Annotated in this window: 17 protein-coding genes and 1 tRNA gene; 4 read left to right on the top strand and 14 right to left on the bottom strand. The window is 65.5% G+C overall.

Annotated features, from left to right (window positions below; genetic code table 11):
* Nucleotides 1-19: 19 nt before the first annotated feature.
* Nucleotides 20-3,307 carry a fused isobutyryl-CoA mutase/GTPase IcmF gene (gene icmF / locus ACOABP_RS10200; protein WP_474224871.1) on the bottom strand — a complete coding sequence of 1,096 codons (3,288 nt, stop codon included), beginning with the start codon at nt 3,305-3,307 and terminating at the stop codon, nt 20-22.
* A 301-nt stretch (nt 3,308-3,608) separates the two neighbouring features.
* Nucleotides 3,609-3,947 carry a DUF2917 domain-containing protein gene (locus ACOABP_RS10195; RefSeq protein ID WP_474224870.1) on the bottom strand — a complete coding sequence of 113 codons (339 nt, stop codon included), beginning with the start codon at nt 3,945-3,947 and terminating at the stop codon, nt 3,609-3,611.
* A gap of 178 nt (nt 3,948-4,125) precedes the next feature.
* On the opposite strand from ACOABP_RS10195, the gene ACOABP_RS10190 reads away from it, so the two are divergent.
* The gene (locus ACOABP_RS10190) at nt 4,126-5,526 is read left to right on the top strand and encodes an aminotransferase-like domain-containing protein (RefSeq protein ID WP_474224869.1); all 1,401 of its coding nucleotides are present in this window, start codon (nt 4,126-4,128) and stop codon (nt 5,524-5,526) included.
* On the opposite strand, the gene ACOABP_RS10185 is transcribed toward ACOABP_RS10190, so the two are convergent.
* From ACOABP_RS10185 to aptA, 4 genes are all read right to left on the bottom strand, one after another.
* Nucleotides 5,527-6,936, bottom strand: coding sequence for an amino acid permease (locus tag ACOABP_RS10185; RefSeq protein WP_474224868.1), 1,410 nt, complete (start codon nt 6,934-6,936; stop codon nt 5,527-5,529).
* A gap of 171 nt (nt 6,937-7,107) precedes the next feature.
* Nucleotides 7,108-7,983, bottom strand: a complete 876-nt coding sequence (locus ACOABP_RS10180; RefSeq protein ID WP_474224867.1) for a hypothetical protein — start codon at nt 7,981-7,983, stop codon at nt 7,108-7,110.
* 316 nt (nt 7,984-8,299) lie between these two features.
* Nucleotides 8,300-9,817 carry a CoA-acylating methylmalonate-semialdehyde dehydrogenase gene (locus ACOABP_RS10175; RefSeq protein ID WP_474224866.1) on the bottom strand — a complete coding sequence of 506 codons (1,518 nt, stop codon included), beginning with the start codon at nt 9,815-9,817 and terminating at the stop codon, nt 8,300-8,302.
* Nucleotides 9,818-9,848: 31 nt separating this feature from the next.
* Nucleotides 9,849-11,180: an omega-aminotransferase AptA gene (gene aptA / locus ACOABP_RS10170; protein ID WP_474224864.1), complete on the bottom strand. Its 1,332-nt coding sequence runs from the start codon at nt 11,178-11,180 to the stop codon at nt 9,849-9,851.
* A 305-nt stretch (nt 11,181-11,485) separates the two neighbouring features.
* On the opposite strand from aptA, the gene ACOABP_RS10165 reads away from it, so the two are divergent.
* Complete coding sequence (locus ACOABP_RS10165; protein WP_474224863.1) at nt 11,486-12,931, top strand: aminotransferase-like domain-containing protein; 1,446 nt, start codon at nt 11,486-11,488, stop codon at nt 12,929-12,931.
* Nucleotides 12,932-12,946: 15 nt separating this feature from the next.
* Here ACOABP_RS10165 and ACOABP_RS10160 read toward each other — a convergent pair whose 3' ends face one another.
* The 4 genes from ACOABP_RS10160 to leuC all read right to left on the bottom strand — a co-directional run bounded on the left by ACOABP_RS10160 (nt 12,947) and on the right by leuC (nt 17,055).
* Nucleotides 12,947-13,534 carry an acyloxyacyl hydrolase gene (locus ACOABP_RS10160; RefSeq protein WP_474224862.1) on the bottom strand — a complete coding sequence of 196 codons (588 nt, stop codon included), beginning with the start codon at nt 13,532-13,534 and terminating at the stop codon, nt 12,947-12,949.
* A gap of 556 nt (nt 13,535-14,090) precedes the next feature.
* Nucleotides 14,091-14,969: an alpha/beta fold hydrolase gene (locus ACOABP_RS10155; protein ID WP_474224861.1), complete on the bottom strand. Its 879-nt coding sequence runs from the start codon at nt 14,967-14,969 to the stop codon at nt 14,091-14,093.
* Nucleotides 14,970-14,981: 12 nt separating this feature from the next.
* On the bottom strand, nt 14,982-15,626 hold the full coding sequence (gene leuD, locus ACOABP_RS10150; protein WP_474224860.1) for a 3-isopropylmalate dehydratase small subunit: 645 nt from the start codon (nt 15,624-15,626) through the stop codon (nt 14,982-14,984).
* A 13-nt stretch (nt 15,627-15,639) separates the two neighbouring features.
* Nucleotides 15,640-17,055 (bottom strand): 3-isopropylmalate dehydratase large subunit, encoded by a 1,416-nt coding sequence (gene leuC / locus ACOABP_RS10145; RefSeq protein ID WP_474224858.1) that lies wholly within the window; start codon nt 17,053-17,055, stop codon nt 15,640-15,642.
* A gap of 138 nt (nt 17,056-17,193) precedes the next feature.
* Between leuC and ACOABP_RS10140 the strand changes: the two genes are divergently transcribed.
* Nucleotides 17,194-18,111 (top strand): LysR family transcriptional regulator, encoded by a 918-nt coding sequence (locus ACOABP_RS10140; protein WP_474224857.1) that lies wholly within the window; start codon nt 17,194-17,196, stop codon nt 18,109-18,111.
* Between the two features lie 112 nt (nt 18,112-18,223).
* Nucleotides 18,224-19,222, top strand: coding sequence for a CDF family Co(II)/Ni(II) efflux transporter DmeF (dmeF, locus tag ACOABP_RS10135; RefSeq protein WP_474224856.1), 999 nt, complete (start codon nt 18,224-18,226; stop codon nt 19,220-19,222).
* 12 nt (nt 19,223-19,234) lie between these two features.
* Here dmeF and ACOABP_RS10130 read toward each other — a convergent pair whose 3' ends face one another.
* The 4 genes from ACOABP_RS10130 to bfr form a co-directional block, all read right to left on the bottom strand.
* On the bottom strand, nt 19,235-20,218 hold the full coding sequence (locus tag ACOABP_RS10130) for a quinone oxidoreductase family protein (protein WP_474224855.1): 984 nt from the start codon (nt 20,216-20,218) through the stop codon (nt 19,235-19,237).
* A gap of 71 nt (nt 20,219-20,289) precedes the next feature.
* Nucleotides 20,290-20,733, bottom strand: coding sequence for a GNAT family N-acetyltransferase (locus ACOABP_RS10125; protein ID WP_066730745.1), 444 nt, complete (start codon nt 20,731-20,733; stop codon nt 20,290-20,292).
* A 368-nt stretch (nt 20,734-21,101) separates the two neighbouring features.
* Nucleotides 21,102-21,176: transfer RNA gene (locus ACOABP_RS10120), tRNA-Cys, on the bottom strand.
* 142 nt (nt 21,177-21,318) lie between these two features.
* Nucleotides 21,319-21,798 (bottom strand): bacterioferritin, encoded by a 480-nt coding sequence (bfr, locus tag ACOABP_RS10115; protein ID WP_474224854.1) that lies wholly within the window; start codon nt 21,796-21,798, stop codon nt 21,319-21,321.
* Nucleotides 21,799-21,964 lie beyond the last annotated feature (166 nt).

Below are 21,964 nucleotides of genomic sequence, written 5' to 3'. Positions count from 1 at the left end.
CGATTTTCAGGCCCGGTTTTTACATGTTGCGACGATACTGCCCGCCCACCTCGAACAACGCGTGCGTGATCTGCCCCAGCGAGCACACGCGCACCGCATCCATCAACACCGCGAATACATTGCCGTTGTCGATCACGGCCTGGCGCAGCCGCTCCAGCATGGCTCGCGCTTCGCCGCCATGGCTGCCGTGGAATTCCGCCAGGCGGGCCAGCTGGCCCTGCTTTTCCGCCTCGCTCGACCGCGCCAGTTCCAGCGTTTGTGGCGTCGGGTCGCCATTCGGATTCCGGAAGGTATTCACGCCGATGATGGGCAGCGTGCCGTCATGCTTGAGCTGCTCGTAATACAGCGACTCCTCCTGGATCTTGCCGCGCTGGTAGCCGGTTTCCATCGCGCCCAGCACGCCGCCGCGTTCGGCGATGCGCTCGAATTCCTGCAGCACCGCCTCCTCTACCAGATCGGTCAGTTCCTCGGTCAGGAAACTGCCCTGGTTGGGGTTCTCGCACTTCGCCACGCCCCATTCGCGGTTGATGATCAGCTGGATCGCCAGCGCCCGGCGCACCGACTCGGCCGTGGGCGTGGTGATGGCTTCGTCATAGGCATTGGTGTGCAGCGAGTTGCAGTTGTCGTAGATGGCAATCAGCGCCTGCAGCGTGGTGCGGATGTCGTTGAAGTCGATCTCCTGCGCATGCAGCGACCGCCCCGACGTCTGGATGTGGTACTTCAGCTTCTGGCTGCGCTCGTTGGCGCCGTACTTGTCGCGCATCGTCACGGCCCAGATGCGGCGCGCCACGCGGCCCAGCACACTGTATTCGGGATCCATGCCGTTCGAGAAGAAGAACGACAGGTTCGGCGCGAAGTCGTCGATATGCATGCCGCGCGCCAGATAGGCCTCGACGTACGTGAAGCCATTGGCAAGCGTGAACGCCAGCTGCGAGATCGGATTCGCGCCGGCTTCGGCGATGTGATAGCCCGAGATCGACACCGAGTAGAAATTCCGTACCTGGTGATGGACAAAATATTCCTGGATATCGCCCATCACCTTCAGCGAGAACTCGGTACTGAAGATGCACGTGTTCTGGCCCTGGTCTTCCTTGAGAATGTCCGCCTGCACGGTGCCGCGCACGTTCTGCAGCACCCAGGCGCGGATCTTCGCCTCTTCGTCGGCAGTCGGCTCGCGCTTGTTATCGGCTCGGAATCTGTCCAGATTCTGGTCGATGGCCGTGTTCATGAACATCGCCAGGATAGTCGGCGCAGGCCCATTGATCGTCATCGACACCGACGTGCCCGGGCTGGTCAGGTCGAAGCCGTCATACAGCACCTTCATGTCGTCGAGCGTGGCAATCGACACGCCCGAGTTGCCCACCTTGCCGTAGATGTCCGGCCGCTCGTGCGGATCTTCGCCATAGAGCGTGACCGAGTCGAACGCAGTGGACAGGCGCTTGGCGTCCATCCCTTCGGACACCAGCTTGAAGCGGCGATTGGTGCGGAACGCATCGCCCTCGCCCGCGAACATGCGGGTGGGATCTTCACCCTCGCGCTTGAAGGCGAAGACGCCGGCCGTGTACGGAAAGCTGCCCGGCACGTTCTCGCGCATCAGCCATTTCAGGATCTCGCCTTCGTCCTCGAAACGCGGCAGCACCACCTTGCGGATCCTGGTGCCCGACAGCGTCGTGGTAATCAGGCCGGTACGGATTTCCTTGTCTCGGATTTTTACGACGTACTCGTCGCCGCTATAGGCGGCCTGCATCTGCGGCCACATTGCCAGCAGCTTGCGCTCCACGCTGCCCAGCGACGTGTCGCGCTCGGTGGCGAGCGCTTCGAGTGCCTGTCCGTCGGCATCGCTGTTCGACGATTTCAACATCGCCCCGGCCGCGCGCAGCTGCTGACGCTCGCGCGCCAGGCGGCTCTGCCCGGCCACGCGACGGTGATAGGCGCGCACGGTATCGGCCAGTTCGGCCAGATAGCGGTTGCGCGCAGGCGGCACGATCACGTTCTGGCCCGTGGAGATTCGGCCGGCCAGCTTCGGCAATGCCCCCGGCTTGAATTCCAGGCCACGCTCGGCCAGCGACGCCACCAGCCCCTGGTAGAGCATGGTCACGCCGTCGTCGTTGAAACGCGATGCCTGCGTACCGTAGACCGGCATCTCGTCGGCCTTCGCATGCCATTGCTCGCGGTTGCGTTGCACCTGCTTTGCCACGTCGCGCCAGGCATCCTGCGCGCCCTTGCGGTCGAACTTGTTGATCGCCACGAAATCGGCAAAGTCGAGCATGTCGATCTTCTCAAGCTGGCTCGCCGCGCCGAACTCGGGCGTCATCACGTACAAAGACAGGTCCACATGCGGCACGATGGCCGCGTCGCCCTGGCCGATGCCCGACGTCTCCACGATCACCAGGTTGAAGGACGCGGCCTTGCACGCGGCGATCACGTCGGGCAGCGCCTGCGAGATCTCCGAGCCGGCATCGCGGGTGGCCAGCGAGCGCATGAAGATGTTCGGATGGTTGATCGCATTCATGCGAATGCGGTCGCCCAGCAGCGCGCCGCCGGACTTGCGCCGCGACGGATCGATCGAGATCACGGCGATGGACAGCGCGTCCTGCTGGTCCAGGCGGAAGCGGCGGATCAGTTCATCGGTCAGCGACGACTTGCCCGCGCCGCCCGTGCCGGTGATGCCCAGCACTGGCGTGGTGGACGCCCTGGCGCGCTCCTGCAGCGCATCGACCAGCGCCGGTGCGGCCTTGTCGTTTTCCAGTGCGGTAATCAGTTGCGCCAGCACGCGGCGGTCGCCGCCGGCCACGGCATCGAGCGTGGATGGCGCGTAGCGCGTCAGGTCGATATCGCAGCGCTGCACCATGTCGGCGATCATGCCGGCCAGGCCCATGCGCTGGCCGTCTTCCGGGCTGTAGATGCGCGCCACGCCGTAGGCCTGCAGCTCGCGGATCTCGTCGGGCACGATCACCCCGCCGCCGCCGCCGAACACCTGGATGTGCTCGCCGCCGTGCTGGCGCAGCAGGTCGATCATGTACTTGAAGTATTCGACGTGCCCGCCCTGGTAGCTGGAGATGGCAATGCCCTGCACGTCTTCCTGCAAGGCGGCGGTCACCACCTCGTGGACGGAGCGGTTGTGTCCCAGATGGATCACTTCGCAGCCATGCGACTGCAGGATGCGCCGCATGATGTTGATCGATGCGTCATGGCCGTCGAACAGCGACGCTGCGGTGACAAAGCGCACCTTGTTGGCCGGGCCATTGCCTTGAGCCGCCTGGGGCCGGGCGGCCGCCGTCCTGCTCACATCAGAAAGATCAGTCATTGTCTCCACCGCTCTGTTATGTGGCTGGCTGCCCATGCTGGCGATGCGCCGGCGGTTCTGCGACCGCGCTGACAGGGGCCGGACGATTATATGACGTTTACGTTAACGTAAGTCCAGGGGCGCGGGAAAGCACCAAGGACCATGGCTGGCATCGTCGCACAGCGGCGGGGACGGAAAAAGGGGAGAGAAGCGGGAAAGAAGCAGGAAGAAGGGCCCGGAAGCCGCCCCCTTCGCCGCGGGAGGTCGGCGAAGGTGACGATGGCGGCTCCGGATCCCAGGAGAAAGTGCGTCCGGCGCCCGGTCAGGCGTGGATTTGCGGGCAGTCGCCGAAGGCGTCGGTCTTGCGGGCGTCCCAGCGGCGCCCGAGCTGGCGCGCAATAAACGCGGCGCGGCGCAGCGACCATGGCGCGGGGGTTTCGGTCAGCAGGAAGCGGGTGGCCGGGGCCTCGCCGGACAGCCAGACGCGTTCGCCTTCGGTCAGCGCATACGCATCGCCGGGACGCAGCCAGATATCGGCCAGATGCCCTTCCAGGGTCAGCCACAGGGTGCCTTCCAGCGCGGTCACGCTCTGGCCGTGGCGCGCGCGCCAGCTCACGGGGTGGCCCGGTTCGTCGAGTTCGAAAGTCCTGAGTTCACGCATGGGTGTCTCCTTGTCTTGCCGACACAGCCGCTCTGGATCCATGGATCGGAGGCAAAAAGGGGGCGCTGCGCCACGCTTCCATTATTCATGGCGGGGACTACAATCCCATGCACAGTTCCGAACAGTTTTCGTTGAACTGTTCAGTAGTTTTGACTGACAGTTGCCGCCCCCGTCACCCATGAAACTCGTCATCGACCCTTCCACCGGCGTCCCCCTGACCGAACAGATCGTGCTGGGCGTGAAGGACTGGATCCGTTCGCGCGAGGCCACGCCGGGCGCCCGCCTGCCGTCGATCCGCGCGCTGGCCGCCGAACACGGCATCAGCCGCTTTCCGGTCATCGAGGCGTATGACCGCCTGGTGTCGCAGGGCCTGGTCGATTCGCGCCAGGGTTCGGGCTTCTACGTGGCCGAGAGCGCGCTGACCGGGCGTCGCGGGCGCGGGTGGTCGGACCCGAGCCTGGCCGAAGACCTGTCGCTGCATATCATCGACCAGTTCCACCATCCCAGCGGCACGCTGAAGCTTGCGGGCGGCTTCGTGCCCGAGGAATGGCGCGATGTGGAGGGGCTGACGCAGGCGATTCGCCATATCACCCGGCACGACATCGACAGCGTGATCCACTACGCCACGCCGCTGGGCCACCCGGCGCTGCGCAAGCATGTGCTGACGCGCACGCGGCAGGTGGGGATCGAGGCCGAACTGTCTCAGGTGCTGATCACCTCAGGCGCCAGCCAGGCGCTGGACCTGATCGTGCGCCATCTGCTGAAGCCCGGCGACACGGTCTTCGTGGAAGACCCCGGCTACTACAACCTGTTCGGGCTGCTGCGCATGCATGGCGTGCAGCTGGTGGGCGTGCCGCACACGCCTAACGGCCCTGACCCCGAGGCATGCGAGCGCCTGCTGCGCGACCACAAGCCCAAGCTGTTCTTTACCAACAGCGTGCTGCAGAACCCCACCGGCTCCACGCTGGCGCCGCCGGTGGCGTTCCGCCTGCTCGAACTGGCGCGCCGGCACAACTTCCGTTTTGTCGAAGACGACATCTTCTCGGACTTCCAGCTCAATTTCACCGACCGCCTGGCCACGCTGGACCAGCTCGAGCACGTGATCTATATCGGCGGATTCTCCAAAACGGTGTCGGCCGCGCTGCGCGTGGGCTATATCGTCGCCGACAAGGCGCTGATCAAGGACCTGATCGACGTGAAGGTATTGACCAGCGTGGCGGGATCGCACTTTGCCGAAGCCGTGACGGCGACGATGCTGGAGCGCGGCGCCTATCGCAAGTACGTGGAGCGGCTGCGCGTGCGCACGCGCGAGGTAACGGCCGATGCCGTGAAGATCCTTGGCCAGTACGGCTGGGAGGTGTTCTGCGAGCCTGCCGGAGGCAACTTCCTGTGGGCCCGCGCGCCAGGCATCGACGATTCGCGCGAGCTGGTGGCGATGGCCGAGACCCAGGGCATCTCGCTGGCGCCGGGGCACTTCTTCCGCCCCGGCGGCGAGACATCGGCATGGGTGCGCATCAATTCGGCCTACGCGGGCGAGCCGCGCTCGCGCGCCTTCTTCGAGCAGGCCGGCGCGCGCTGATCAGCCCCGGGCGTCGCCGCCGTGGTTGTGCAGCACGGCGTTGCGGCGCGAGTACGCGAAGTAGATCACCAGCCCCAGCGCCAGCCAGCACAGGAACGCGATCCACGTCAGCTTCTGCAGATGCGCCATCAGGAACACACAGAACGCCACGGACAACAGCGGCACCACCGGCACGCCGGGGCAGCGGAACGTACGGGGCAGGTGCGGATGCGTACGGCGCAGCACCAGCGTGGCAATCGAGATCAGCGTGAAGGCCGACAGCGTGCCAATGTTGATCAGCTCGGCCAGCACGTTCAGCGGCACGAACCCGGCGATGGTCGCGAACACGATGCCCACCGTCCACGTGGCCGTGAACGGCGTTGCGTGGACCGGATGAACGGCCGACAGCGCCTCGGGCAGCAGGCCATCGCGCGACATCGCAAAGATGATGCGCGTCTGGCCGTAGGTCATCACCAGGATCACCGTGGTCATGCCCAGGATGGCGCCAAGGTCCACAAACCCGGCCACCCAGTTCTGCCCCGCATACTGTAGCGCCAGCGACACCGGATGATCCACGCCCTCGAACTTCATGAACGGCACGATGCCGGTCATGATGGCCGCCACGGCTACATAGAGGATGGTGCAGACCGCCAGCGAACCGATGATGCCAATGGGCAGGTCGCGGCCCGGATTGCGCACCTCCTCGGCCGCCGACGTCACGGCATCGAAACCGATGAACGCGAAGAACACCAGCGCTGCCGCGTTGAAGATGCCGGTGAAGCCGAACGGCGCGAACGGCTGCCAGTTGACCGGCTTCACATGCCAGACGCCCACCGCGATGAACAGCAGCACCACGGTGATCTTGATGGCCACCATCACGTTGTTGAGCCGCGCCGACTCGCGCACGCCGTACGACACCACCCAGGTAATCGCCAGCATGATCAGGATGGCGGGCAGGTTCACCAGCGTATGAACGCCCGGCACCGAGCCCGGCGCGGCCGTGATCGCGGCAGGCAGATGCAGGCCGAAGCCGGCGATCAGCGACTGGAAGTAGCCCGACCAGCCCACCGACACCGCCGAGGTCGCCAGCCCGTATTCAAGCAGCAGGTCCCAGCCGATCATCCACGCGATGATCTCGCCCAGCGTGGCGTAGCTGTAGGTATAGATCGATCCGGAAACAGGAATCGCCGACGCAAACTCCGCGTAGCACAACGCTGCAAAGCCGCAGGCCATGGCCGCGATCACGAACGACACGGTCAGCGCCGGGCCGGCGGTCAGCGCGCCGGTGCCGGTCAGCACGAAGATGCCGGTGCCGATGATGGCCCCGATGCCCATCAGCACCAGATCCACCGGCCCAAGCACCTTGCGCAATCCGTCATGCTCGCTGACATCCAGCATGGATTCGATGTTCTTGGTGCGGAAGAGACTCATGGGCGGCTCCGGGCGACAGTCCGTGCATTGACTATAGGTTGTACAAGTCGCACCGGCGTCCAGGGCCGCACATCTTTTGGATGGCGGGGGGGCGCCGGCGGAAAGGGCGCGATGATACGCGCCGGAGCCGCGGTTGTCATGGCACCGCGCGTGGCGGCGCCGTCGCACGTGTCAGCTTGGCCGCTTGCAGTCCAGCACCGCCGCGCCGTACTGCGCCCCGGTTGCAAGATTCAGCTTCCACGGCACAACGACGATGTGACTGTCGTTGCTGCCGGCTCCCACGCTGATGCTGTATTCCAGTTCCCTGGACGTAGCGCCCAACAGGCCCATGTACGAGGTCGAACGAATGCCGTTCGTAAACGTGGTGGCAAAATTCAGCGCGGTCTCGTTGCCATTGGCCTGCTTGAGCTTGAGGTCGGCACTGACCGAAACGACACCCCCTGCAATGGTCATCGTCGCGTTGCCGCCCAGCGTTTCACCGTTGCCGGTCGCGATGCGGGGCGATGTCAGGTATGGCGTGCAGGCGAGCACGCCGTCCGACGCCACTGTTTCCGTCCGGTTGAATACCACGTAGGACAGTCCGCTTGGCGCCGTCACTTCCTTGCCGGTGGTGGCATTGACGATCGAGCCGGCCCAGCTACCCATCGCAAATGCGGCGTTACCTGCCATGCCGCCGACGCGCGATCCATCGGCCACGCGATATGCGCCAATCGTGCGATATGCGCCGTTTGATTCCTGCAGCACGCCATCGAGGCCGCCCTGCAGCGTGCCGAGACCCATCGACGCATACCGGGCATCGCTGCCGGGCACGAACGGCGCATCCACCTTCCCGGCAACGATCGTGGCCTGCGGCGCCGTGCCGCCGCCACCGCCCGTACCACCGCCCGTACCACCGCCCGTACCACCGCCCGTACCACCGGACGCGCCAACGGCTGTCCCACCCGCCTTGCCGCCATTGTTGTCGTCGCCACCGCCACACGCAGCCAGCGCGAACGCGCACATGGCGACTGCGCCCATGCGCAGCAACTTTGCTTGCTCCAGCTTCATCTGATTATTCCCAGTACAGTTCCCCTCGCGCGCCAAGCAACGGCCCTGTCGTGACCGAGGGACCTGCGGTAACGGCCATCGCCGCGCAAACGGGAATGAGATCCCCTTGCCGACACGGTCCGGGCCGTGACGGGTCGCGAAAGCGTATCGGTCGCTTCGCAGTCAGGAATTGAGGACCGTCAACGCGCGCAAGAATGTCGCAAACTCATACGAGTGCAACGAATTGGCATGAACATGGGGCGAAAAAAAGGCGCCCCGGTCAGGCGCGCCTTCAAGACGACGATGCCATCCGGCATCGGGGAAATCAGGGCGGCGATTACTTCGCCACCGGCATCGTGAACTCCGCGCCCTTGGCGATGCTGTCGGGCCAGCGCTGCATCACGCTCTTGTAGCGCGTGTAGAAGCGCACGCCTTCCTCGCCGTAGGCGTGGTGGTCGCCGAACAGCGAGCGCTTCCAGCCGCCGAACGAATGCCAGGCCATCGGCACCGGAATCGGCACATTGATGCCGACCATGCCCACCTGGATCTGGCGCGCAAACGCGCGGGCGATGCCGCCGTCGCTGGTGTAGCACGACACGCCATTGCCGAATTCGTGGCGATTGATCAGGTCCACCGCCTCGGCAAAGTCGTGCACACGCACCACCGACAGCACCGGGCCGAAGATCTCTTCCTTGTAGATCGTCATGTCCGGCTTGACGTTGTCGAACAGCGTGCCGCCGACGAAAAAGCCGTTCTCGTGACCGTCCACCTTGTGGCCTCGGCCATCGGTCACCAGCCTGGCACCCTCGGCCACACCCTTGGCGATATAGCCCTCGACCTTGGCCTTGTGCGCGGCCGTGACCAGCGGGCCCATCTCGGCGTCGCCTTCCATGCCGTTGCGGATCTTCAGCGACGCGGCGCGCTCGGCCAGGCGCGGCACCAGCTTGTCGGCAACATCGCCAACCGCCACGGCCACCGAGATCGCCATGCAGCGCTCGCCGGCCGAGCCGTAGGCCGCGCCAATCAGCGCGTCGACGGCCTGGTCCAGGTCGGCATCGGGCATCACCACCAGGTGGTTCTTGGCGCCGCCCAGTGCCTGCACGCGCTTGCCGTGCTTCGTGCCTTCCGTGTAGATGTACTCGGCGATCGGCGTGGACCCGACGAACGACAGCGCCTGCACGTCGGGGTGCGCCAGCAGTGCGTCCACGGCCACCTTGTCGCCCTGCACCACGTTGAACACGCCATCGGGCAGGCCGGCCTGCTTGAGCAGGTCGGCGATCAGCAGGCTCGGCGACGGGTCGCGCTCCGACGGCTTCAGCACGAACGTGTTGCCGCACGCCAGCGCTACCGGGAACATCCACATCGGCACCATCACCGGGAAGTTGAACGGCGTGATGCCGGCCACCACGCCCAGCGGCTGGCGCAGGTTCCAGTTGTCGATGCCGCCGCCGATGTTGTCGGTGAAGTCGGTCTTCAGCAGGTTGGGGATGCCGCAGGCGAACTCCACCACCTCGATGCCGCGCGTGACTTCGCCCTTGGCATCGGAAAACACCTTGCCGTGCTCGCGCGTGATCAGCGCGGCCAGGTCGTCGTGGTGGCGATCCAGCAGTTCCTTGAACTTGAACAGGATGCGCGCGCGGCGCAGCGGCGGCATCTCGGCCCAGGCCGGCCAGGCCGCCTTGGCGGCGGCCACGGCGGCGGCCACGTCATCGGTGGTACCCATCGCCACGCGGGCCGCAACCGCGCCCGTGGCCGGGTTGAACACATCGGCAAAGCGGTCCATGCCCGCGCGTTGCACGGTGCCGCCGATGTAGTGATGGATCTCGGCAATCTGCCGGTTTTCTGCGATGTTCACTGCGGTCTTCCTCTATGTCTCGGGGCAGGTCTTACTTCACGCTCTGCAGGGCCTGCTTCAAGGTATCGAACAACTGGTCGATCTCGGCCTCGGAAATGATCAGCGGCGGCGAGAACGCCAGGATATCGCCGGTGTAGCGTACCAGCACCCCCAGCTCCAGGCATTTCAGGAACGCCTCGTAGGCACGCGCGCCCGGCGCGCCGGGGCGCGATTCCAGTTCCACGCCCGCCACCATGCCCAGGTTGCGGATGTCCTTCACATACGGCGCGCCCCGCAGCCCATGCACGGCCGCTTCGAATTTCGGCGACAACTCGGCCGCGCGCTCGAACAGCCTGTCGCTCTTGTACAGGTCCAGCGTGGCGATACAGGCCGCCATCGCCAGCGGATGGCCCGAGTACGTGTAGCCGTGCGGCAGCTCGATACCGCCCTGCGGCGTGGCGTTGATCACGGCGTCATGCACCTCGCGGCGCACGGCCACGGCGCCCATCGGCACGGCGGCGTTGTTGATGGCCTTTGCCATCGTGATCAGGTCAGGCGTGACCTTCAGGCGCTCTGCCGCGGTGGCGGCGCCCAGGCGGCCGAAAGCGGTAATCACTTCGTCGAAGATCAGCAGGATGCCGTGCTTGCTGGTGATCTCGCGCAGCTTCTCCAGATAGCCGACCGGCGGGATCAGCACGCCGGCGGAGCCCGCCATCGGTTCGACAATCACGGCGGCGATGTTCGATGCGTCGTGCAGCGCGATCAGCCGTTCCAGGTCGTCGGCCAGGTGGGCGCCCCATTGCGGCTGGCCCTTCGAGAACGCCGCCTCGGCAATGTTCAGCGTGGCGGGCAGGTGGTCGGTGCCCGGCATCACGTTGGCCGACCACATCTTGCGGTTCGGTCCGATACCGCCCACGCCCAGGCCGCCGAAGCCCACGCCGTGGTAGCCACGCTCGCGGCCGATGATGCGCGTGCGCTGGCCTTCGCCGCGCGCCCGGTGGTAGGCCAGGGCAATCTTCAGCGCCGTGTCGACCGATTCCGAACCCGAGTTCGTAAAGAAAATACGATCCAGACCCTTGGGCATCAGCGCAGCCACCTTGGTGGCGGCCTCGAATTCCAGCGGATGGCCCATCTGGAACGGCGGCGCATAGTCCAGCGTGGCCGCCTGCTGCGCGATCGCCTCGACGATCTCCTTGCGCGAATGGCCGGCTGCCACGCACCAGAGACCGGCGCAACCATCGAGCACCTTGCGGCCATCGTGGGTCGTGTAGTACATGCCGCTGGCCGATGCCAGCAGGCGCGGGGCGGCCTTGTACTGGCGATTGGCCGTAAACGGCATCCACAGGGCTTCGAGATCGGGAATCACGGTCTTGGCGGCGTCCATACGTTCTCCTGGTGCGGTGTGCAGGGTGGCGCGCGGAATGCGACGCCGAGGTTTCCGGCAACTCTACCGGCGGGGTCTGGCGTAAAGAATATACGGTAACGAGATCGTCGCCTTACCGTACAGTTTAGTCATCGAAAACCGTACAGGTCAGTGCGCCGTGGCGGGCGTTGCAAGGCCTCCGGCGATACGCTGTTGCAGCGCTGAAACCGATCAGGCACGCGGGATTCACGCTGCGACGCACCAATTCGGGCACCCGGCCGACGTAGCCAGTACACTGTACAGGTTTCGCACCTTGCAGCCGCCCCATGCTGAACCTGAACCTCGCACGTAGCCGCCGTGGCGGAGAGACCCTGACCGAGCAGATCGTGGCCGGCATTGCCGCGCTGGTGGACCAGCGCGCCCTGCGCGCGGGCGCCCTGCTGCCATCTGTACGCCGCTTTGCGCAGCAGCACAGCGTCAGCACGTTCACCGTGGCCGAGGCCTATGGCCGCCTGACCGCGCTGGGCTACCTGACGGCCCGGCCGGGCTCCGGCTACACCGTGGCCCACCGGCATACGCCGGCTGGCCAGGCACGCACTTCGCAGTGGGAGGCTCCGGCGCTCAATGCCGCCTGGCTGCTGTCCGATGTCTTCGCCGACCATTCCGTGCCGATCAAGGCTGGCGCCGGATGGCTGCCCGGTGACTGGCTCAACGAGGAAGGCCTGCACCAGGCCATGCGCAGTGCGGCGCGCGTGCCGGCGGCGCAGGTTTCGGGCTACGGCCATCCGTATGGCTTCGGCGCGTTGCGCGAGCACATCGCCACGCACCTGAGCCAGTACGGCATTCCCGTGCAGGCGCAACAGGTGGTGCTGACCCAGGGCGCCACGCAGGCGCTGGACCTGGTGGTGCGCACGCTGCTGCGCCCCGGTGACACCGTGCTTGTGGAATCGCCCTGCTATTGCAATCTGTTGCAGATTTTGCGGCTGGCCGGCCTGCGGGCGATTGGCGTCAATCGCACCGATGCGGGCCTGGACACCGATGCGCTGGAAGACGCCATCCGGCAGCACGCGCCCCGGGCGCTGTTCGTCAACACGGTGCTGCAGAATCCGACCGGCGCCAGCCTGACCAGCATGAACGCGTTCCGCGTACTGCAACTGGCCGAGCAGCACCGTCTGCTGGTGGTGGAAGACGATATCTACCGCGAACTGGCGCCAGCCGGGTCGCCGATGCTGGCGGCCATGGACGGCCTGTCGCAGGTGGTGTACGTCAACGGATTCTCGAAGACGATCACCCCGTCGCTGCGCGTGGGCTACCTGGCGGCCAGCCCGGACCTTGCCAAGGCCTTCGCGCAGACCAAGATGGCAGTGGGACTGACCTCGTCAGAGGTCACCGAACGGCTCGTGTATTCGGTGCTGACCAGCGGCCACTATGGACGGCACGTGGCCGCGCTGGCCGAACGGCTACGCGCGCAACAGGATCGCGTGGCGGAAAAGATGGAAGCGCATGGACTGGAGATCATGCTGCGGCCCGACGGCGGCATGTTCGCCTGGGCCCGCCTGGCGCAGGCCGGCGGCGAGTTGGCACTGACAGGCAACCAGCTGGCAACGCTGGCGCTGGAGCACGGCATCTGGCTGGCGCCCGGCTCGTACTTCGAGCCCGATGAAACCGATTCGCCGTGGATCCGCTTCAATGTGGCTACCGGGGACGCGCCCCAGCTATGGGCATTCTTCGATGCCCTGCGCAGCGGCCGGGCCCAGGCCCGAGCCGCCTGACGCAGGCTTGCGCAATCAGAAGCGATAGCGCACGTAGCCCGTGTAGAAGTTGCTGCCCGGGTTCGGTTCCTTGATGCCGGCGTTGGAGATGTGCTGGAACCGGAAGCCCACTTCGGTGTTGGCGTTCTTGCCAAAGCCCACGCCCACGCCAAGCATGTCGGAGAACTGGAAGGCACTGCCCATGCGGTGCTGGTCGGACGTGCCGGTGTGCGTCAGCATGCGCACGCCGACCGACGCTTCGGCGAACGGCACGAAATAGCTGCCGCGCTTTTCGACGCGCAGGATCGGCGAAATACCGAATTCGAACAGGTTCTGCTGGTTGGTGCCTCCGCGGGCGTCCCAGCCGGCCACGTTGAACTCGGCCTGCAGGCGGAACAGCCAGCCTTGCGGGTTGCCGTACTGGATCGGCGTGTTGAAATTGACGCCAAGTTCGTACTTGTTGACATCGTGGCTGGTGTCGCGGGCAACGGCCACGTGCACGGCCGGATGGGCCCAACCCACCAGTTCTTCGGCACTGGCTGCCGAACTGGCCCCCGCCAATGCTGCGGCGACGGCCAGGGTACGGATGGCGAACAGGGATCGGGGTGACTTGGCGAGATGCATGCGGCGTTCTTGTTGTTCTGTCTTCATGAATGAAGGCATCGAAGAGAGAGTGACTCGGCAACTAGACGAAATCGACTGCCGGCCCCGCCGAAGCACCTTGGCGCTCGGGAGGGGTCAGGCCCAGAGCCTCTCTACCACCCAACTCGCGGCAACACAGATCCCGAGCCAGATGGCGAGGCAGCTTGCAATAAATCGGTACGTCATTGTGGGAATTAACAGCTGAGGAGAAATTTTTAATGGAATTTTTGCGACGAATTATACATACATTCACGAATGCATGTAAATCGTGTCGCGGCAGTCGATGGATTGACCACCCCGCGTCCATCAGAATTCCTCCAGTCCGCGATGATGCCAGCCCCCGGAGAACTGTGCAGACGGAAGGTTAAACAGTCGTATCAAGGAAACGAAAGGCACAGATCGACGCAATGTGGCGTTTGCGATACCACAATGTGTGGAGCATCGAGCCGTCGGGACCAGCCCCTGGGTGGCCGCCGCGCACAGCCGGGTGGCTGCGGCGGGGAAAGAAATCTCTGATGAATCAGATAGTTGTCGATAATCAGCCGCGCAGGAACGGCAGCACTTCGGCCAGCAATTGCTCGGGGACTTCCTCGGCAATGTAGTGCCCGCAGGGCATGGCATGGCCTGTCACTTTGTGCGCGACCTTGCACCATTCTTCCAAAGGTGAAAAACACTGTTCCACGGCACCGTTGGCTCCCCACAACGCCAGCATGTCGCATTCAACCTTTCGGCCGGCCTCGATATCGGCGCGATCGTGCTCCAGGTCGATGCCCGCGCTGGCCCGGTAGTCTTCGCACAGCCCATGTGCCGCACCGGGCAGCTTCAGACAACGCAGGTATTCGGCCAGCGCCGCGTCGGTGAACGGCGTCATGCCCGCGCTGCGGCCGCCCATGGTCTGGCGCAGATACAGCGCCGGATCGGCCTCGATCAGCGTTTCCGGGAATGGCGCAGGCCGGATCAGGAAGAACCAGTGGTAATAGGCGCGCGCGAACGCCTCGGTCGTCTGCGAGTACATGGCCAGCGTCGGGGCAATGTCCAGCGTGACCAGTTTTTCCACGGCCTGCGGATGATCGACCGCCAGCCGGTGGGCCACGCGTGCGCCCCGGTCGTGCGCCAGCACCCGGAACCGCTCGAAGCCAAGCTTGCGCATGACGGCCAGCTGGTCGGCCGCCATCACGCGCTTGCTGTAGTTGCTGTGATCGGGCAAACCCGCCGGCTTGCCGCTGTCGCCATAGCCGCGCAGGTCGGTGGCTACCACCGTGAAATGGCGCGCCAGCTCGCCCGCCACCTTGTGCCAGATCACGTGGGTCTGCGGATGACCGTGCAGCAGCAGCAGCGGCGGCCCCTCGCCGCCCACCACGGCGTGGATGGGCACGCCATCATGGTCGATGCGGTGCGTTGCGAAACCTTCGAACATCGTGTTGTCTCCTCAGCCGGCCAATCGGGCCATGGTAGTGGCAGCCACATCGCGAAGCCAGGGGTTGGCCGCGTGATGCCGGCCGGCGAAAGCCGCGATGGCATCGGCGTGGATCAGCGACATGCCGATGATGTCCAGGCCACGCCGGAACATGTCCAGGTGCCGGGCCGACATCGTGAACGGTGCCGTGAAGTCTCCGGCCGCCACGGTCATCGTGTCCAGGTCGATGCGGATCGATGCCGGTGCCGCCGGGTTGCCCGCCGCGCCCATCAGCACATCCACCTGGGCCTGTGGCAGCATCACCAGCAGCAGCCGGTTGTTCATCGCGTTCGAATAGAAGATCTCGCCGAAGCTCGGCGCGATGACCGCGCGGATGCCGTACTGCTGCAGGCCCCAGACGGCATGCTCGCGGCTGGAGCCGCAGCCGAAGTTGGGGCCGGCCACCAGCACGCGGGTATCGCGCCAGGCAGGCTGGTTCAGTACGAAGTCCGGGCGCGGCTCGCCATGCTCGTCGAAACGCATGTCGTAGAGCAGGCCACGGTCCAGCCCGGCCTTGTCGATGCCCCGCAGGAACTGCTTGGGCATGACCTGGTCGGTGTCCAGGTTCGGCAACGGCAGCGGTGCGCCCGTGCCTTCGATCAGGGTGAATGCGGACATTGTGGGTCTCCGGTCAGCGGGATTGGCCAAGCTGGCGCACATCGGTGATGCAGCCCGTGATGGCAGCCGCGGCGGCCATGGCGGGGCTCATCAGGTGGGTGCGCCCCGCCCGGCCCTGGCGGCCTTCGAAATTGCGGTTGGTGGTGGACGCGCAGCGCTCGCCCGGCGCCAGCATGTCATCGTTCATCGCCAGGCACATCGAGCAGCCAGGCTTGCGCCATTCGAAACCGGCTTCCAGCAGCAGTGCGGCAATGCCCTCGGCCTCGGCCTGCTCGCGCACGGCGCCGGACCCCGGCACCACCATCGCGCGCACGCCGTCCGCCACCTTGTGGCCGCGCACCACGTCGGCCACGGCACGCAGGTCTTCGATGCGGCCGTTGGTACAGGAGCCGATGAACACGCGCTGCACCGGCAGGCCCTGCAGATGGCTGCCGGGAGCCAGGCCGATATAGTCCAGCGCGCGTTCGGCCGACGCCCGCGCGATGGCATCGACGGCGTCGGCCGGATACGGCACGGCGGCGCTGACGGGAATCGCCTGGTCGGGGCTGGTGCCCCAGGTCACGTAGGGCTCCACCACCGAGGCATCGAACACCAGTTCGGCATCGAATGGCGCGTCGGCGTCGGTCGCCAGTTGCGCCCACGCGCTGCGCGCGGCCTGCGCCATCGACGCATCGATATCGGCGGCGCGTTCGAGCACATAGCCCACCGACGTGGTGTCGGGGGCAATCAGCGCGCCGCGCGCCCCGGCTTCGACCGTCATGTTGCACAGGGTCATGCGTGCTTCCATCGACAGCGCGTGGATGGCGCTGCCGGTGAATTCCACCACGTAGCCGCGCGCACCCTGGGCGCTGATGCGCGAGATGATGTGGAGAATCAGGTCCTTCGACGTGGTGCCAGGCGGCAGCAGGCCTTCCACGCGGATGCGCATGTCCCGCGCCAGCCGGTAGACCAGCGTCTGCGTGGCCAGCACGTGTTCCACTTCCGACGTGCCAATGCCAAACCCCAGCGCGCCAAAGGCGCCATACGTGGTGGTGTGGCTGTCACCGCACAGCACGACCATGCCCGGGCGGATCATGCCGTGCTCCGGCGTGATCACGTGTTCGATTCCCTGCAGCGGGTCATTGGTATCGAACAGCGGAATGCCGTGCAGGTCGCAGTTGCGCTTGAGGTTGCGTGCCTGCAGGGCCGACGCCGGGTCCTGGATCACGCGCGGCGACTCCGCGTGCGTGGGGATGATGTGATCGACCACGGCCAGTTGCTGGCCCGGCGCCGGCACCTTGCGGCCATGCTCCGCCAGCCCCGCGAATGCCTGCGGGCTGGTGTACTCGTTCATGATGTGCAGATCGGCGTAGAGCAGCACGTTGTCAGCGTCGAGCGTGACCACGGTGTGCGACTCCACGAGCTTGCGATACAGCGTGCGTCCGGCCATGTTGCTTGCCTGCCTGTTGTGGGGGATGGAATGACAGGCAGTCTAATCGCGGAATCCATAGCTATAATTTCGCGAACTGCATTTCATTCGTGCCGTGAATTCATTAGTCATCCAGACCGGATTCCGCACGATCCCGCCATGGACACCTTTTCCGATCTCGCCTTCTTCATCCTGCTGGTCAAGCGCGGCAGCCTGGCCGGTGCCGCGCAGCAACTGGGCCTGACGCCTTCGGCAGCCAGCAAGCGCCTGGCCGCGCTGGAGGCCCGGCTGGGCGTGCGGCTGCTGAACCGCACCACGCGGCGGCTGTCGGTGACGCCCGAGGGCGAGGCCTATCTGGATCAGGGCGGGCGCATCCTGGCCGAACTGGAGGAACTGGAGCAGGGCCTGGGCGGCAGCCGCGTGGCGCCGCGCGGGCTGCTGCGGGTGAATGCCACGCTGGGCTTCGGCCGCCGGCATATCGCGCCGGCCGTGGGTAACTTCCTGCAGGCGTATCCGGACGTCGAAGTCCAGTTGCAACTGACCGATCGCGCGCTGAACCTGGCCGAGGAAGGATTCGACGTCGGCATCCTGGTGGGCGACCTGCCCGACGCCCGGCTCAACGCGCGCAAGCTCGCGCCGAACAGCCGGCTGCTGTGCGCCGCGCCGGCCTACCTGGCGCGCCATGGCGAACCGGCATCGCCGCGCGCGCTGCAGCAGCACCGCTGCATCGTGATCCGCGAGAGCGAAACCGCGTATGGCACCTGGCACCTGCAGGCGGCCGGACGCCAGGAGACGGTCAAGGTGCGCGGGCCCGCAGCCACCAACGACGGCGAGGTGGCCGTGAACTGGGCGCTGCAGGGACACGGCATCCTGCTCCGATCCGAATGGGAGGTGGCCCCGCTGCTGCGCTCCGGGCGACTCAGGCAGGTGCTGCCCGAATGGTCCGCGCCGCCGGCCGATATCTACGCGGTGTACCTCTCGCGCGACAAACTGTCCGCCCGCGTGCGCGCATTCGTCGATTTCATGGCCGAGCATTTTGGCGGCTACGACACGACGGCCGACTATCACGGCTGGTAGCCGGCCCTGTGCGGGTAACAACAACCTTCTGGCCGCCATGGTTGTCAGATGACTGTCGGCGTGCGGCTGCTACCCTAGCCATTGCCTTCCTCCCCGCACTACGGACTTCGCCATGCACACGCACAATTTCTCGTCGTGGACCCATTCCCACGTCTTCGACACCGGCAACCAGGCCGCCGAACGCGGCACGCGCCTGGTGATGTGGATCACGCTGGCGATGATGGCGATCGAGATCGCCGCCGGCCTGGGCTTCAATTCGATGGCGTTGCTGGCCGACGGCTGGCATATGAGCTCGCACGCGGTCGCCATCGGCCTGTCGGCGTTTGCCTATGCCGCCGCCCGGCGGCTGGCGCTGGACGCGCGCTTCACCTTCGGCACGTGGAAGATCGAGGTGCTGGCCGCCTTTGCCAGCGCCGTGTTCCTGCTGGGCGTGGCCGGCCTGATGGCCTTCGGGTCGGTCGAGCGGCTGTTCAGCCCGGCACCGATCCACTACCGCGAGGCCATGGCCGTGACCGCCATCGGCCTGCTGGTCAACCTGGGCTGCGCGTTGATCCTGGGCGGCGCCCATCATGGGCACGGACATGACCACGGGCACGATCACCACCATGACCACAGTCACGACCACGGCCACCAGCATCACGACATCAACCTGCGTTCTGCCTACCTGCACGTGATTGCCGACGCCGCCACGTCGGTGCTGGCGATCGTGGCGCTGGCCGGCGGCTGGTGGCTGGGCTGGAACTGGCTCGATCCGGTGATGGGCCTGGTGGGCGCCGTGCTGGTGGGCCGCTGGGCCATTGGCCTGCTGCGCCAGAGTGGCACGGTGCTGCTGGACCGCGAGATGGACCACCCCGTGGTGGAAGAGGTCCGCGAAGTGCTGGACGGGTTCGCCCATGGCGAAGGCCACACGCGCGTGGCAGACCTGCACGTCTGGCGCGTGGGGCGCGAGCAGTTTGCCTGCATCGCCAGCCTGGTCACGCACGACGCCACGCTGACGCCGCAAAGGGTGCGGCAGGCCCTGTCAATCCACGAGGAACTGGTGCACGTGAGTGTCGAGATCAACCAGTGCGGCGATGGCCCGGCACCGGGCCGTGCCCCGCATCGCCACTAGTCGCTGACCGCCTCAGGGCTGCAGCAGGATCGCGCCGGTCGTCTCGCGGCGCTCCGCGGCTTCATGGGCGTGCGCCACATCGGCCAGCGGGAAGCGTGCGCCGATATCAACCTTCACATGGCCGGCGGCGATGGCATCGAACAGGTCTTTGGCATTGGCGCGGAAGCGCGACGCATCGGCGTTGTGCGGGAACACCGACGGCCGGGTCAGGAACAGGCAGCCCTTCTTGTTGAGCAGTTCGGGCTCGATGGCCGGTGCCGGCCCAGACGCCGCGCCGTACAGCACCACCATGCCGAAGGTCTGCGCGCAGTCGAGCGAACCCAGGAAGGTGTCCTTGCCCACGGCATCGTAGACCACGGTCACGCCGCGCCCATCCGTGGCATCGCGCACCTGCTTGACCCAGTCGCCATGGCTGTAGTCGATGGCGATATCGCAACCGGCCGCCCGCGCGCGCTCGCACTTGGCCGCCGAGCCGGCCGTGCCGATCACGCGCGCACCGAGCGCCTTGGCCCAGCCGCTGAGAATCTGGCCTACGCCGCCGGCCGCCGCATGCACCAGCACCGTATCGCCGGGCTTCACCGCGTGGGTGTGGCGTACCAGGTACTGCGCGGTCATGCCCTTGAAGATGGTGGCCGCGGCCTGTTCGTCGCTGATGTTGTCGGGCAGCTTGACGAGCTTGTCGGCGGCCACGTTGCGCCCCTCCGAATAGGCGCCCAGGCCGGCGTTCATGTAGGCCACGCGGTCACCCACGGCCACATCGGTCACGCCCTGGCCAACGGCCTCGACCACGCCGGCAGCCTCGAAGCCGAGCCCGGTACCGGCCGGCAGCGGATAGGTGCCACGGCGCTGGTAGATATCGATGAAATTGAAGCCAATGGCCGTATGCCGCACGCGCGCCTCGCCGGGGCCCGGCTCCGGCAGTTCTACCGATTCCAGCCGCATGACTTGCGGCAAACCAAATTCGTGAAGGCGGATGGCGCGGACGGTCGTCGGCATGGGGTCTCCTCGATGCGCTGGCAGAAAGTGAAGGCCCGATTATTGACGCTTTTGCGAAACCTTGCCGGCGCTCACGCCAGTTCGGCGCTCATGCACAGCGCGCTGGTGTCGCGCAGCCGCCTGAACTCCTGGCTCTCCAACACCTCGGTCGGCAGCTTGGACGCGTGAATCAGCGAGAAACCGTAGCGCGCGAAGTAACTCGGGCACGTGGACGTGAGCAAGACGGCGCGTCGGCTGCCATTGGCGCGCGCCCGCATCATCACGGCGTGTACCAGATGGCTGGCGACACCCTGGTCGCGCCATTCGCGCAGCACGGCCACCGACCGGATAATCGCCGTATCGCCAAAAAGCTCGGCACAAGCGCAACCCACCAGTTGCGCATCGAGCACGGCCACATGAAATTCGCCGACGAGTCGCGGCAGGTCGTCCACCGGCAAGCCGCACCGCTCAAGAACGGTGCCGATGGCGAGCGTATCCGAAGGCTGAGCCATACGGATTCGCATGTCTTTAATCATTTGGAGCCTCTGTTTCTCTCATCACGTTGCGACGGATACGCCATGGAAGCCCTGCATGGTGAAACCTGGTGCGCCAACTGCCGTGCGCCAACGACCGGTAGTCGTACGACAACGGCACCAAAGAGAGCGGTGAATTGCTGACGATTGGTGCATGCGCGCCTCACAGTATCGCAATCGCGTCCGAGTTTCCAGAGGGAAATCACCGGATGCGACGCGTGCCATGCACAGTCGAAAAACGAGCATGAAATGCGCCAGGCCGGCTGGACAGTATCGGCGCGTTTCGTGAAGAAAATGCGTGGGCGAAGAAACCGTCGCAAGCGATGCGGCGTCAGCGGAAACGGGAGGGAAACGGAAGGAAAATCAGGGAGTGGAGGCGGGGATACGGAATCGAACCGTCGTAAACGGCTTTGCAGGCCGTCGCATAACCACTCTGCCACCCCGCCCCGGGATGCCGGCCCGAACGGGCCGATCTGTGGTGCGGGGCGCAGTGTAGCCGAACTGGGAAAAGTCTGCAGGGCGTGGGTCCGTCCTGCCTGCTGCGGTTTTGCCTGGCGGCGGCGGTGGCATCACGGCACGGCGGCCCGGCTACTCCTCCGGGCTACCCATGGCCGACTGCAGGTAGTTCTGCACGCCAACCTTTCCGACCAGTTCGATCTGGGTCTGCAGCCAGTCGATATGGTCTTCGGTGTCATCCAGGATGTCAGTCACGATTTCGCGCGAGACATAGTCGCCCACCGATTCGAAATACTTGATCGCTTCCTTCAGGCTGGCCTGCGACACCAGTTCGAGCTTGAGATCGCAGCCGAGCATTTCCTCGGTGTTCTCGCCGATCATCAGCTTGTCCAGGTCCTGCAGATTGGGAAGGCCGTCGAGCATGAGAATACGTTCGATCAGACGATCGGCATGCTTCATTTCCTCGATCGACTCTTCATACTCATGTTTGCCCAGCGCCTGAAGCCCCCAATGGCGATACATGCGGGCATGCAGAAAATACTGGTTGATTGCCGTCAGTTCGTGCTTGAGCTGACCGTTGAGCAACTGAATTACCTTTTTGTCTGCTTTCATGACCTTGATCCCCAATACGTCCCGGCGACGATTTTCATGGTAATCCCCTGATCCGGAACTTCAAGCCCGGCGCGGCTTTCCGGCCAGCCATCAATGACGGAATGGCGAAATTCCTCGCAATGACGATTATGCGAGTGATACTGATTCCGATTTCGACGAAATAAAA

Source organism: Cupriavidus sp. HE11 (assembly GCF_056097175.1).
This window is presented reverse-complemented; position numbering and strand designations above follow the sequence as displayed.

Excerpts from the sequence above, each read along its gene's own strand:
- icmF (WP_474224871.1), bottom strand. The coding sequence starts at position 3,307 with ATGACTGATCTTTCTGATGTGAGCAGGACGGCGGCCGCCCGGCCCCAG.
- ACOABP_RS10195 (WP_474224870.1), bottom strand. The coding sequence starts at position 3,947 with ATGCGTGAACTCAGGACTTTCGAACTCGACGAACCGGGCCACCCCGTG.
- ACOABP_RS10190 (WP_474224869.1), top strand. The coding sequence starts at position 4,126 with ATGAAACTCGTCATCGACCCTTCCACCGGCGTCCCCCTGACCGAACAG.
- ACOABP_RS10185 (WP_474224868.1), bottom strand. The coding sequence starts at position 6,936 with ATGAGTCTCTTCCGCACCAAGAACATCGAATCCATGCTGGATGTCAGC.
- ACOABP_RS10180 (WP_474224867.1), bottom strand. The coding sequence starts at position 7,983 with ATGAAGCTGGAGCAAGCAAAGTTGCTGCGCATGGGCGCAGTCGCCATG.
- aptA (WP_474224864.1), bottom strand. The coding sequence starts at position 11,180 with ATGGACGCCGCCAAGACCGTGATTCCCGATCTCGAAGCCCTGTGGATG.
- ACOABP_RS10165 (WP_474224863.1), top strand. The coding sequence starts at position 11,486 with ATGCTGAACCTGAACCTCGCACGTAGCCGCCGTGGCGGAGAGACCCTG.
- ACOABP_RS10160 (WP_474224862.1), bottom strand. The coding sequence starts at position 13,534 with ATGCATCTCGCCAAGTCACCCCGATCCCTGTTCGCCATCCGTACCCTG.
- ACOABP_RS10155 (WP_474224861.1), bottom strand. The coding sequence starts at position 14,969 with ATGTTCGAAGGTTTCGCAACGCACCGCATCGACCATGATGGCGTGCCC.
- leuD (WP_474224860.1), bottom strand. The coding sequence starts at position 15,626 with ATGTCCGCATTCACCCTGATCGAAGGCACGGGCGCACCGCTGCCGTTG.
- leuC (WP_474224858.1), bottom strand. The coding sequence starts at position 17,055 with ATGGCCGGACGCACGCTGTATCGCAAGCTCGTGGAGTCGCACACCGTG.
- ACOABP_RS10140 (WP_474224857.1), top strand. The coding sequence starts at position 17,194 with ATGGACACCTTTTCCGATCTCGCCTTCTTCATCCTGCTGGTCAAGCGC.
- dmeF (WP_474224856.1), top strand. The coding sequence starts at position 18,224 with ATGCACACGCACAATTTCTCGTCGTGGACCCATTCCCACGTCTTCGAC.
- ACOABP_RS10130 (WP_474224855.1), bottom strand. The coding sequence starts at position 20,218 with ATGCCGACGACCGTCCGCGCCATCCGCCTTCACGAATTTGGTTTGCCG.
- ACOABP_RS10125 (WP_066730745.1), bottom strand. The coding sequence starts at position 20,733 with ATGATTAAAGACATGCGAATCCGTATGGCTCAGCCTTCGGATACGCTC.
- bfr (WP_474224854.1), bottom strand. The coding sequence starts at position 21,798 with ATGAAAGCAGACAAAAAGGTAATTCAGTTGCTCAACGGTCAGCTCAAG.